Here is a 12547-nt window from a genome sequence, read left to right on the forward strand (position 1 = left end):
GTCACCAATCATCCGAAAGCGTAAGTCATAAAAAAAGGCCGCTCCTGATTCAGGAGCGGCCTTTTCTACTTTATCGGGTCGATTACTTGTTCGAGCCGGCGTTAATCATTGCGCAACGGAAACCGATAGTTGCCGTGGCCGAATCCTCGGCCATGAAGCGGCGCGTGCCGGGCGAGAGCCAGTAGGCCACATCGCGCCACGAACCGCCTTTGTACACGCGCACGTGGTCGTCAATCAGCGACTGATAGCCTTTCTTGTCGTACTTCTCGGCCGGGTCACCCACGCCGTTGCGACGGAAGGGGTTCAGGTCTTCCACGTCCTGGAACGACAGGGGACGGTACACGTCTTGCACCCACTCGTTCACGTTGCCGGCCATGTTGTAGAGGCCGTAATCATTGGGCGGGTAGGCGTACACCTGCTCCGTAATCATGGCGCCGTCGTTCAGGCTACCGGCGATGCCGGCGTAGTCACCCCGGCCGCGCTTGAAGTTGGCCAGGAACTGGCCCTGCTTGCGGCCGTAGGCGTTGCGGGTCGATTTGCCATCCCAGGGATAAATACGCTTCTCCTCCTGGTTTTCGTTGCCCACTTCCTGGGTGCCCACAAGAGCCTGAGCAGCGTATTCCCACTCGGCTTCTGTGGGGAGACGGTAGTTGGGCAGCGTGTTGCCGTTTTCGATGGAAGTGCTGTTTTTGCCCGTAGCCAGAGCGCCAGCAGCACCGGCCGTGCCTTCGGCACCGGCAGCAGCGCCTTTGTCTTTCTTCTTGCCAAACAGGCCGCCTTTGCCCGATTTGCTGTCGCCACCAGCGGCGAGGCGCTCGTTTACCTTGGCGGTACGCCAGGTGCAATAGTCATCGGCCTGCAGCCAGCTCACGCCCACTACGGGGAAGAAGCGGAAGCCGGGATAACGCAGGTAGTAGGTCACGTAGGGGTCGTTGAACGACAGGTCGCGTGCCCATACGGTGGTGTCGGGCAGGGCCGAGCGGTAAAACTCTTCGGCCGAGTCGGTGCGGATGAAGTGCAGGTATTCCAGCCAGTGAATGTTGGCCACCTCGGCTTCGTCCATGTAGAACGAGGCAATGGTTACCGTGCGCTCGATGTTGTCGTGCGTCATGGTCACGTCTTCCTCCTGCGAACCCAGTACCGTGCGGCCGCCTTCAATAAACACGAGGCCAGGGCCTTCGGGAATTTTCTTGAAGTTGGCGACTGCCATGCCCTTCTCGGTGTTGTATTCGATACCCGTCGTAGAGGAATATTTACCAGGGTTCGAAGCCGTCGCCGGACCCTTTTTGCCACAGCCGGTGAGGGCTATCGCGCCCACCAAGACTAAGCGTAGATAATTATTTAATTTCATAACAAAGTTAAAACCAGTATGGGTGAGGAGGGGTTAGCTAGCGCAATTAGGACGCAATAATACAAAATATTAAAATATCGGGCAAGGGGCTGCCGGATAAACTCGCCTTTTTAGGCGACGATGGGCATTTTCCAATCGGTCAAACGCCCGCAGCGCCAATGTTACCTCGTGGGCACCGCCCAAATCGGCACTTAGGCGGCTCAGACCCACGTCGTAGCTGTAGCCCAGGCGCAGGCCACCGGCCTGAATGCCTGCCACCACAGCCATCACGTGTTGGGGGCTAACGCTGCCGGGTACTGAAATATTGCGATACACTGCGCCGAGCGTAACCGGCGAAGCCGTGAAGTACACGCCCGTTTCGACGCGCTGCGAACCGCCCTGGCGGGTGTAGGCCGCCACTGGCGTGTAGCTGACTTCGCGGGTAGCAATACCTGGTCCGGGTTTGATAACGAAGAATTTATAGCCGCCGGAGAGACTTAGCAAAAGTGGGAGCTGGCTTTGCTGGCGAAAGCCCAGGCTGGGCTGGTTGAGGTGCTGCCCGGCCAGACTAATCCAGCCTTGCTCAGAATACACCACCGTGCCGGTGCCCACGCTGAAATAGTTGACGGGCGCAAAATCGAGGGCTTCGGACGTGGGGCCGCTCACGCTGCCGTCTTCCCGAATCTGGTCGCCGAACACAAAATTGTCATATCCCACGCGCTGCCGGCCGTAGCTGGCACGTAGGCCTCCGCTCAAGGCTATTTTTTCGGTGAGGCGGGTGTGGTAGGCGTAGAGACCGCCGATTTCGAGGCGGGTATAGCCCACCGAGCCGGTGCGGTCCTGGTTGATGAGCAGACCCAGAGCGTGGTGCTGGCCCGGCGTGTTGGTGCGCAGGTCGGCCCCGAGCTGGGTGCTCACGAACGAGCCCGCCAGGCTGGGAAACTGGTTGCGGTAGCTCAGCGTGACGCTGTAGTCATCGACCAGGCCCGTGAAAGCCGGGTTGGTGTGCAGCCGGGTGGCAAAGGGCTGGGAAAAAAAGACGTCCTGGGCCCGTGCGCCAACGGTGGTGCCCGCCGCCAGCAGCCCGGCCAGCGAGGCAGGGCGTATCAGCTTGCTAAACAACGAGGAAGAAGGCACGGGCATACGGACCGGCATAACGCCAAGCCGGCGCGAATTAGTGCGCCGGGCTGGCGAAGATACGGCCCGACCTACTGAAGCTGGGAGCGGCCAGAACTCATTTTTGCACCACTTTCACGCTCAAGCGGCGGTTCTGGGCACGACCTTCCTCGGTGGCGTTGGAGGCGATGGAATAATTGGGACCATAACCCCGGGCGTCGAGGCGGCTGGGGCTCACGCCCATTTCAACCAGGCTGGCCCAGGCGGTGCGGGCGCGGGCTTCGCTCAATGCCTTGTTTACCTTATAGGTACCGGTGTCGTCGGTGTAGCCGCCGAGCTTGAGCCGGGCTTTGGGGTAGGCGCGTAGCAGCGTGGCAATGTTGCGCAGCTGGCTCACGGATTCGGGCGTGAGTGTGGCCTTGCCGGCTTCGAAATACACCCGGTCGAAATTATACCAGCCCCGGGTCAGGTCCACGGTGTCGACCTGCACCTGCGGGTCGCTCAGGAAGCGGAACAGGTAGCTTTCGGTGGAGTTGGTCCCGACGTTGGCGATGGACCCGCCGCCGGGCAGTTTGAGGCTGGTGGGCTGGCCGGTTTCGTACAGGTAGTTGCCGGTTTTAACATCGAAATGGCCGGGCACGATGGGGTCGGCCACGCGGGCAGTAGGCCGGCGGACTGAGTAACGCGACCGCCGCGAAGTGGCTGGCGCTGCAGCTTCTGAGGAATTTGGTGCGGCTGGGCCTGCCGTGGGAGCTGGCTCAGCGGAAGCCACCGGAGCAGCCGGCAGTAGGCTTGGCGCAGCCGGAGAGGGCGTACTGACCGTGTGCGTGGCCGTTGGCTTGGCATTGGCGGCGGTGCGGGCGGTGCGCGGGGCACTGCTGAGGTCGGTCACCAGTACGGGGCCGCCTACCACGGCCTCGCTGGCCAAGGCTAGTGTGGGGGTGCTGGCCGGGCTGTTGCGACTGCTGCTGGTTTTGGCCGGCACATCGCCGAGCTTGTTGAGCGTGACAGTGAAGTTGGCGGTTTTGCCAGTTTCAAGGAAAACATTCTCAACGGTTTGCGGACGGTAACCGCCCTCCCCTACCCGAATCAGGTACGGGCCGCCCACCATGAGATTGGCAACCGTGAAGTGGCCCGATGCGTCGGTGGCGGCGGCGTGGCGCGCGCCGGATGGCAGGTGGATAACCGTGATGGCCGCGCCCGGCAGCGGAGCCTGCGAGTCGGATTGCACGCTGCCCATGAGGCTCATGGCCGCAGTTTGAGCCCGCGCGGGCTGCATCGTTGCCGGTAGCCAACCCAACGCAACCAACGAAATAGCAGGTAAAAAATGCTTCATGTGAACGCAGTAATAACGGGGCAAGGTCTTAGGCGGAAAGACGTGTTTTTAATATGCAGTTGGATAACAAATGATTTTGCAGATTAGCGGATGGGGTTAAACAACCTTTTCAGGATATGAATAAGATAGCAACCACAAATAGAAAAACCACAGCGTCCATTCCCGGCCAAAGATAGTACAAAAGTGCATTTAGAATAATTAGACAATAAGTTATAAGTAATCTAATTTGATGTTTTTGTTTTTTGATAATGCGCTTACCTCGGGAGTGGAATGATTGATTGGGGTGGCTAATGGCCAAAGCGGCTTCAATGCCAATTGCGGCACCGCCACGCGTTATTACCGCTCTATTAAAATGGCTTGCTCGTCGATTTGGGCTCAAATGTGGCACAGGCAGCGTTTTACCTTTGTTGAGATTAATCCATTTAAAAGGACTTGCTATGCGAAAGATTTTGTTGGGGCTGCTGGCTTTGGTTATCGTGCTGGTGCTGGCGGCGGTGGCGGCGCCCTTTCTGTTTAAAGACAAGCTGCGCGCCCTGGCCGACAAGCAGATTGCCCAGCGCGTGCGGGCCAAGGTGCTCTACAATCCGGCCGATATCGATGTGAGCGTGTTCCACTCCTTCCCAGATTTGACGCTGGATATCAAGAACCTGCGGGTGATTGGGCTCGACTCATTTAGCCGCGACACGCTGGCCTATATGCCCAGCCTGCGCGTGGGCCTAGACGTGATGACGGTGATTAAGGGCCAGGAAATCAAGATTAACAACGTGGAGCTGGAGCGACCCGACCTGAGCCTGCGCCGCCTGAAAAGCGGCCGCGCCAACTGGGACGTGATGATTTCGGACTCGGCCGCCGCGGCAAAGGGGCAGGATACCAGCCAGGTGAGCCTGGCCATCAAGGGCTGGAAGCTGACCGACGGCCACCTGCGCTACGAGGATTTGACCCTGCCCTTCCGCATGGAAGCGCGCGGCGTGAACCACACCGGCAGCGGCGACTTTGCCAGCAACGTGTTCGACATGAAGTCGCAGACCACGGCCGCCGACCTGGACATGACCTATAACAACGTGGCCTATGTGACGGATAAAAAGCTCGACGCCGACGTGACGCTGAACATGGATTTGAATAAAAACCTGTACACGTTCAAGGATAATAAATTTAAGCTCAACGACTTTCCGTTCAGCTTCGCGGGGGCCATTGGCCTGCCCAATGCCACGGACATTACTTACGACATCACGTTTAAGGCGCTGGAAACGGACTTCAAGACCCTGCTCAGCCTGGTGCCGGGTGCTTACACCGACAAGTTCAAGAATATTGAAACCAGCGGCAAGGTGGCGTTTGACGGCTTTGCCAAGGGCACGCAGACCGCCACGCAGCTGCCCGGCTACGGCGTGAACCTGACCGTGACCAACGGCCAGTTCAAATACCCCGAACTGCCCCGCGCGGCCAAAAACATCAACCTGAAAATGCAGGTGAGCAACCCCACGGGCGTGACCAACGACGTGAAAGTCAACATTCCGCAGTTTCACCTCGACCTCGGGCCGGACCCGGTGGACGGCAACATTGCCATCGACGGCCTGAACCCGATGAAGGTGGACGGCCGCGTGAAGGCCAACGTGAACCTAGAAGAAGCCCTGAAAGTGTACCCGGTGAAGGATTTGGCCATGCGCGGGCAGTTTTTCGTGGATGGCACGGCGAAGGGAGTTTATTCGAAAACGCAGATGCCGGTGGTGAACGCGGCCATCCGGTTGAGCAATGGCTTCGTGAAATCGGCCAAATTCCCGGCTCCGATTGAGAACATTAACCTGAGCGGTACGGTGGTGAATACTACGGGCCAGGTGAATGATACTCAGATAAACCTGCCGCAGTTCCGGATGGTATTGGAGGGCGAGCCGCTGGAAGGTCGCCTCACGGCCCACAACATCGACAAGCCGGTGTTTGACACCAACGTGCGCGGCACGGTGGACTTGACCAAAATCACGAAGATTTTCCCGTTGCAGGGCATGACCGTAACGGGCCGCGTGGCCGGCGACATCGCGGCCAAAGGCAACATGGCCGACGTGGAAGCCGGACGCTACCAGAACGTGGTGGCCAGCGGGACCGTGAAGGCTACCAACGTGACGTATAAGAGCAAAGACCTGCCGCAGGGCGTGAAAATCAACTCGGGCACGGCTACTTTCAACAACAACCAGATTGCGCTGCAGAACGTGAACGGTGTGGCCGGCAGCTCCGATTTTGCGGCGTCGGGCACCATCAGCAACTACCTGGGCTATCTGTTCACGCCGGGGCAGTCGCTGAAAGGTAACCTGACGGTTAACTCGCGCAATTTCAACGTGAACGAGTGGATGGTGGACGAGGTATCAGCTAAGCCCACGGTGGCGGCTACCGGCGGCAAGGCCCCGGCTAAAGCGGAAGGCGTGCTGCAGATTCCGAAGTTCTTTGACCTTGTGCTGAACAGCCACGTCGATAACGTGACGTATGACAACCTGAAGCTGACCGATGCCAAGGGCGTGGTGACGGTGAACGACCAAACGGCTACACTCAAAGGGCTGACGTTTAACACGCTGGGTGGCAGCTTTGGCACCACGGGTAACTACAGCAGCAAGGATTTATCGCATCCGAAATTTAACTTCGGGCTGAATATCAATAACCTGAGTTTTCAGAAAGCCTTCTCGGCTTTCAATACCATCAAGACGCTGGTGCCGCTGGCCAGCCAAGTAGAGGGCGTGTTTGGTACCAACTTCAACGTGAGCGGCGAAATGGGGCCGGATATGTTCCCGAACCTGGCCACGCTGAGCGGCAAAGGCATTTTCGACGTGGTGAAGGCCGCCATCAACCAGTCGGAGGTGATGACCAAAATTGCCAGCCTGACTACGCTGCCCGAGCTGAAAACGCTGGTGGTGGTGGATAAGAAAATCCAGGCCAACATCGTGAACGGCAACCTGGTGGTGCAGCCCTTCGACCTGACCATTGGTGACGTGAAGATGAACATCGGCGGCTCGAACAGCCTGGCTGGTGTACTGTCCTACGTCACGGCCCTGAACGTGCCCACCGGCAAGCTCGGCACGGCCATGAGCAGCCAGCTCACGCGCCTCACGGGCGTGAGCAACATCCAGGGCACCGACCGCGTGACGCTGGGCCTGAACATTGGCGGCACGGTGAAGGCGCCGGTGGTGAAGCTCACCAGCGGCAGCATGAAAGACCAGGGCAAAGCGCTGGTGCAGAATGTGGCCAAGCAGAAAGCCCTCGACCTGCTGGGCGTGAAGCCCCGCGCCGTGAGCAAGGAGGACAGCGTGCGCCGCGCCGGCCAGACCCCCGAAGAAGCCGCTGCCCAGGCCGAACTCGACAAAAAGCAACAGCGCATCGACGCTGCCAACAAGGCCAAAGAGCAACTGGCGAAGGGTTTTAACAGCCTCTTTAATAAGCCGAAACCCAAGCCCAAAGCCGTAGAGCCCGCCGATACTACCAAGCCCTAGACTTGGCCGGAAGCAACTTTGGCTGAATTGTTGGAGTAGAAGCCCCGACTATCTGATTGATAGTCGGGGCTTTGTACTAATTCAATAATCAACTAACACTGACGCTATGCTATTCAAACGCCTGCTTCCTTTCACTGCCATTGCCCTGCTGGGCCTGGCGGGCTGCTCCAAGAGCTCCGATGAAAACGCCAACACGTCCAAGCTCGAAGTGCGGTTGATGGACGCGCCCGGTGACTTCCGCAGCGTGGTGCTCGACGTGCTGGAGGTGGAAGTGCATCTGAAGGACGAGAACGACCCGGACGGCTGGAAAAAGCTAAACTTCACCCCGCGTGCCATTAATGTGCTGGAGTATGTGAACGGCAATTCGGCGCTGCTGGTGAACGACGACTTCGCCCCCGGCGACCTCAAGGAAATCCGCCTCATCCTGGGACCGAACAGCTACGTCATCGGCCGCGATGGCCAGCAGTACGACCTGAAAACGCCCAGCGGCCAGACTTCCGGCGTGAAGCTGAAGCTGGAAAAAGCTACTCTGAAACTGCGCGAAACCTACCAGCTGCTGCTCGATTTCGACGTGGCCAAGTCCATCGTGGAGCGCGGCAACTGGAAGCCGGGGAACGACAAAAAGGAGCGGTACTTGCTTAAGCCCGTCATTCGGGTGGTGGCGCAGGACCTGCGCGCCGGCCTGCACGGCACGGTGAACCCGGCGGCGGCCCGGCCCCAGATTCTGGCCATCCGGACTTCGGGCCTGCTCGCGCCCGATACGGTGAGCACGGCAGCCGATGCGTCGGGCGAGTTTCGGATAGGAGGTTTGGCGGCGGGTTCTTATCGGGTGGAGTTTTTTCCAACGGCTACGGCCCCGGCTGGTCAGACTTACCAGAACAAGGTGCTGACGGGCGTTACCATCGTCAGCGACCAGGTGAAAGAGCTAGGCACCACGTCCTTGAACTAGACGGCTAGCGCCTCGACCAGCAAAAAGCCCCAACCTGCTACGGCTGGGGTTTTTTGTTGCCGGTAAGCAGGCCCGCGGTAGCCGCTGAACGGAAGCTATGTGGCCTGCTTCGACTGGTTCGGTATAGCGGTTCAGTACGTAGTAAAAAGTCGACCATCCTAAAAATTAAAAGCGGATTAACAGGTAGTTAAAAGGGGATTAATTCGAAAAAAGCCTGCAACAAAGGGCACAAAAAGGCCATTTATGTGCTGAAATCGGTCGCCCAGAAACTGGGCCGGCCGGATGCATTAACCCTTTTTTACCCTGTTTAAATGGCTTCACACGCTGCTGCTTTGCCGCCACCTGCGCCCTGGCAACGCCTCACGCGCATGCTTGATACCGAGCGCAACACCATTCGCCACATCATCTGGTACGCCGCCGTGGCGGGGGTGGTGAGCCTGTCGCTGCCGCTGGGCACGCAGGCCGTTTTTAATTTGGTTTCGACGGGGGCCGTGTTTGGCTCCACCTACCTGCTCATTGCCGTGGTGGTGGGTGGGGTGTTGCTGGGCAGTGTCCTGCTGATTGGTCAGCTCACGCTGGTGGAAGCCATCGAGCAGCGCATTTTTGCCAAGGCCGCCATCGAGTTTGCCTACCGCCTGCCGCGCATCAAGCCCGAAGCGCTGGCCGGCCAGAACCCGCAGGAACTGGTGAACCGCTTCTTCGACGTGTTAACGGTGCAGAAAGGCCTCACCAAGTTGCTGATTGACTTGATGTTTGCGGGGATGCAAATCGTGTTCGGGGCGTTGGTGCTGGCGTTTTATCACCCCATTTTCATTGCCCTGGGGCTGTTCACCATCCTGGCCCTGATACTCATCTTCGTGCTGAACTACCGCCGGGCGCTGCGCACCAGCATCGACGAATCGGCCTATAAGTACGAGCTGGTGGACTGGCTGGAGCAGGTGGCCGACCGCCTGCCCGAAGTGCGCGGTAGCGAGGCCCGGAAAGACGAGGCCCTGACCCGCACCGACGAGCTAGCCGCCGCCTACCTGCACGCCCGCAACGGCCACTTCCGGGTGCTGAAAAACTACTACAGCTACGCCACAGCTTTGCGCACCTTGCTCACGGCCAGCTTGTTGATTGCCGGCACGCTGTTCGTGGTGTCGCGCCAGATGACGCTGGGCCAGTTTGTGGCCGCGGAGGTGCTCATCGTGCAAATCAGCGGGTCGATTGAGAAGCTGATGACTGGCGTGAGCACCATTTTCGACGTGCTGACGGGCGTGGAGAAGATGGCCGCCGTCACTGATTTACCCCTCGTCACTCACCACACCGCCCCCACTCATGCTTAACCTCTCGAACCAACAAGTGGCCGAGGAGGTGTGGCAGAAAGTGCCCCGCCTCTCGCGGCCCCAGCTTCTGCGCATCCAAGCCAGCCGGCGGCTGAGCCGCATCCTGCTGGTGGTGGGCGTGCTGTTTGTAATCGCGCTGTTTCTGCCCTGGCGGCAGACGATTGCCGGTAACGGTACCCTCACCGCCCTCACCCCGCAGGACCGGCCCCAGACCGTGCAAAACCAGATTGCGGGCCGCATCGAGCACTGGAACGTGCGCGAGGGCCAGCTGGTGCGCAAGGGTGACACGCTGCTGACCATTTCTGAAATCAAGGACGAATACTTCGACCCCGACCTGCCCGAGCGCCTGCGCGAGCAGCTGGCCGCCAAGCGCGCCAACGTGGATGCCTACGGGGCCAAAATCGAGGCCACTGACCACCAGATAGCCGCCTTGGGTACTACGCTGCAAGTGCAGCTCGAAGCCGCCCGCAACAAGGTGGAGCAGGCTGCGAACTACCTTAACATTGACCGCGCCGACCAGGTGGCCGTTACCAACTTCTACGAAACCAGCCGCGCCCGGCTGGCGCGCTATGAGGAGGGCTACAAAAACGGCCTGTTCTCGCTCACTGACATTGAAACCCGCCGCCTCAAGCTGCAGGAAGACTTGGCCAAGGTGACCTCGGCCCGCAACAAAGTAGCCAGCAGCGAGCAAGCCCTGGCCAACGCCCGCATCGAGCTGAGCAACCTGCGCGCCAAGTACGCCCAGGACCTGGCCAAAGCTCAATCGGACCGTAGCACGGCGGTATCGAGTCGCGCCAGTTCGCAGGGCGAAGTGGCCGCTACGCGTAATAAAATCAGCAACGTGGCGGTGCGACGCGGCCTCTACGTAGTGCGCGCGCCCCAGACGGGCTACGTGGTGCGGGCCCTCAAGGCCGGCATCGGCGAAACCATCAAAGAAGGCGAATCCATTGCCACGCTACAGCCCGAATCGCCGCTGTTGGCGGCCGAAATCTACGTGCGGGCCATGGACGTGCCGCTCATTCAGCGCGGGCGGCAGGTGCGGCTGCAGTTTGATGGCTGGCCGGCCATTCAGTTTTCGGGCTGGCCCTCTGCGGCCGTGGGCACGTTTGGCGGCTTCGTGTCGGTGATTGACGTGGTGAGCAGCGGCGGTGGCAAGTACCGCCTGCTGGTGCGCCCCGCTCAGCCGCAGGCCGGCGACCAGCCCTGGCCCCGGCAGCTCCGCTTGGGCTCGGGCGTGCAGGGCTGGGTCATTCTGGATTCGGTGCCGGTGTGGTACGAAATCTGGCGCCAGCTCAACGGCTTCCCGCCTACCCTACAAGCCGAGCCTGAAGAAGCGCCGGTGAAGGGAAAGTAAGAACGATGTAGGCGCGGGAGAAAGCCCCGCTTCTACACCGTTCTGTTAACATGAACTTTGTAAATCAAGATGTTATCCGTCATAGTTAAAACGTTATTTCCTTCCCAATCCAGCCTCCACTGGCTGCTGATGCTGCTATTGGTGGCCCTCGCGCCGACCGCCCTCGCCCAGGGGCCTGCCCTGCCCGCCCGCCGCTCGGGCCTCGAAAAAGCGCCGCTTCAAACCACGCAATTGGCCATCATCAAGCCTGGCGATACGGCCAGAATATTCTCGCTGCAAAACCTGGCCGATATACTATTTGCCAATCACCCAATTGTGAAGCAGGCCGACCTGCTCAGCGACGAGGCCCGCAGCCAGGTGCTGCAGGCCCGCGGCGGCTTCGACCCCAAAATCGGCTCCGATTTTTACCGCAAGCAGTTCGGCGGCACCGACTATTACAACAACTGGGGCAACGAGCTGAAAGTCCCCATCTGGCTGGGCGGCATCGATTTGAAAGCCGTTTATGACCGCAACGTGGGCACCTACGTGAATCCGGAAAGCCGCACGCCGGTTGGCGGGCTGGCGGGGGTGGGCCTGTCGGTGCCCATCGGGGCCGGGCTGCTGATTGATGCCCGCCGCAGCACCCTGCGCCAGGCCCGCGTGCTGCAAAGCGCCGCCGAAGCCGACCGCGTGAAGCAGATAAACGAAGTGTGGCTGCAAGCCGTGAAGGACTACTGGACCTGGTACTACTCGGTGCAGCAGGCGGCCCTCATTCAGGAAGGCGTGGCGCTGGCCGACCGCCGCTTTCAGGGCACGGCCCGCCGCGCCCAGATTGGCGACCAGGCCCCCATCGACTCGGTAGAGGCCCAAATCACGGTGCAGGACCGCCAGGTGCAGGCCGCGCAATTGGACGTGGACCTGCTCAACGCCCGCCTTCTCCTCTCCAATCATCTCTGGACCAAGGATGGCCAGCCCGCCGAGCTGCCCGCCTACGCCGTGCCCCAATCGCCGGCGCTCGACACCGTCAGCCGCGCCGAGCTGCAGCGCCTCACCGATTTTGCCGCCGCCCAGCACCCCACGCTGCGCAAGCTGGAAGCCAAAATCAGCCAGCTCGGCATTGAGGAGCGGTACCGCCGCGAGATGCTCAAGCCCAAGCTTAACGTGAGCGGTGTGCTCCTTAGCCAAGGCGACTTTTACCGCGCCGAAGTGCCCTCCTACTACAATTTCGGGATGGATAACTACAAGGTGGGCCTTGATTTTTCTTTCCCGCTGTTCCTGCGGGCCGAGCGGGGCAAGCTGCAATACACCCGCATTCAGGTGAAGGAAACCCAGTTGGAGCGCCAGCAGAGCCAGCGCAACATCATCACGCGGGTGAACTCCGTGTACAACACCCTGCGCGCCTACGAGCGTCAGCTTGCCCTGCAAGCCCAGACCATCGCCAACCAGCGCCTCCTACTCCAGGCCGAGCTGCAGAAGTTCGAGTTGGGCGAAAGCACCATCTTCCTCATCAACGCCCGCGAAACCAAGCTAATCGACTTGCGCATCAAGCAGGAAAGCCTGCGCGCCAGCTACGAGAAGTCGCGGGCAGAACTGTACTACTACGCTGGCACCCGCTCGGCATGACGTTCTGCTTACTGCCAGCCGCCCCCTAGCGCCCGGTACAAGTTCACGCTTTGCAGCAGCAGTGC

8 protein-coding genes are annotated in these 12547 nt (G+C 60.0%); 5 read left to right on the top strand and 3 right to left on the bottom strand.

The genetic code is table 11. The features are described from left to right. Nucleotides 1-82: 82 nt before the first annotated feature. From I7X13_RS19935 to I7X13_RS19945, 3 genes are all read right to left on the bottom strand, one after another. Entirely contained in the window at nt 83-1351 is a 1269-nt protein-coding gene (locus I7X13_RS19935; protein WP_198069552.1) for an SUMF1/EgtB/PvdO family nonheme iron enzyme, read from the bottom strand. Between the two features lie 69 nt (nt 1352-1420). Next, entirely contained in the window at nt 1421-2473 is a 1053-nt protein-coding gene (locus I7X13_RS19940; RefSeq protein WP_198076815.1) for a PorP/SprF family type IX secretion system membrane protein, read from the bottom strand. A gap of 91 nt (nt 2474-2564) precedes the next feature. Then, nucleotides 2565-3782, bottom strand: a complete 1218-nt coding sequence (locus I7X13_RS19945) for an OmpA family protein (RefSeq protein ID WP_198076816.1) — start codon at nt 3780-3782, stop codon at nt 2565-2567. Nucleotides 3783-4219: 437 nt separating this feature from the next. Here I7X13_RS19945 and I7X13_RS19950 point away from each other — a divergent pair, with 437 nt between their 5' ends. The 5 genes from I7X13_RS19950 (at nt 4220) to I7X13_RS19970 (ending at nt 12482) form a co-directional block, all read left to right on the top strand. After that, nucleotides 4220-7252 carry an AsmA family protein gene (locus tag I7X13_RS19950; protein ID WP_198076817.1) on the top strand — a complete coding sequence of 1011 codons (3033 nt, stop codon included), beginning with the start codon at nt 4220-4222 and terminating at the stop codon, nt 7250-7252. Between the two features lie 106 nt (nt 7253-7358). Next, complete coding sequence (locus I7X13_RS19955; protein ID WP_198076818.1) at nt 7359-8201, top strand: DUF4382 domain-containing protein; 843 nt, start codon at nt 7359-7361, stop codon at nt 8199-8201. A 311-nt stretch (nt 8202-8512) separates the two neighbouring features. After that, on the top strand, nt 8513-9526 hold the full coding sequence (locus I7X13_RS19960; RefSeq protein ID WP_233454866.1) for an ATP-binding cassette domain-containing protein: 1014 nt from the start codon (nt 8513-8515) through the stop codon (nt 9524-9526). After that, a complete protein-coding gene (locus tag I7X13_RS19965) occupies nt 9519-10880 on the top strand; it encodes an HlyD family secretion protein (protein WP_198076819.1) in 1362 nt (453 codons plus the stop codon). Before I7X13_RS19960 ends, I7X13_RS19965 begins: the two co-directional genes overlap by 8 nt. Nucleotides 10881-11009: 129 nt before the next feature. After that, nucleotides 11010-12482: a TolC family protein gene (locus I7X13_RS19970; protein WP_198076820.1), complete on the top strand. Its 1473-nt coding sequence runs from the start codon at nt 11010-11012 to the stop codon at nt 12480-12482. Nucleotides 12483-12547 lie beyond the last annotated feature (65 nt).

The sequence above is a fragment of the Hymenobacter negativus genome, from assembly GCF_016056375.1.
GTDB lineage: Bacteria > Bacteroidota > Bacteroidia > Cytophagales > Hymenobacteraceae > Hymenobacter > Hymenobacter negativus_A.

Excerpts from the sequence above, each read along its gene's own strand:
- I7X13_RS19950 (WP_198076817.1), top strand. The coding sequence starts at position 4,220 with ATGCGAAAGATTTTGTTGGGGCTGCTGGCTTTGGTTATCGTGCTGGTG.
- I7X13_RS19965 (WP_198076819.1), top strand. The coding sequence starts at position 9,519 with ATGCTTAACCTCTCGAACCAACAAGTGGCCGAGGAGGTGTGGCAGAAA.
- I7X13_RS19945 (WP_198076816.1), bottom strand. The coding sequence starts at position 3,782 with ATGAAGCATTTTTTACCTGCTATTTCGTTGGTTGCGTTGGGTTGGCTA.
- I7X13_RS19970 (WP_198076820.1), top strand. The coding sequence starts at position 11,010 with ATGCTGCTATTGGTGGCCCTCGCGCCGACCGCCCTCGCCCAGGGGCCT.
- I7X13_RS19940 (WP_198076815.1), bottom strand. The coding sequence starts at position 2,473 with ATGCCCGTGCCTTCTTCCTCGTTGTTTAGCAAGCTGATACGCCCTGCC.
- I7X13_RS19955 (WP_198076818.1), top strand. The coding sequence starts at position 7,359 with ATGCTATTCAAACGCCTGCTTCCTTTCACTGCCATTGCCCTGCTGGGC.
- I7X13_RS19935 (WP_198069552.1), bottom strand. The coding sequence starts at position 1,351 with ATGAAATTAAATAATTATCTACGCTTAGTCTTGGTGGGCGCGATAGCC.
- I7X13_RS19960 (WP_233454866.1), top strand. The coding sequence starts at position 8,513 with ATGGCTTCACACGCTGCTGCTTTGCCGCCACCTGCGCCCTGGCAACGC.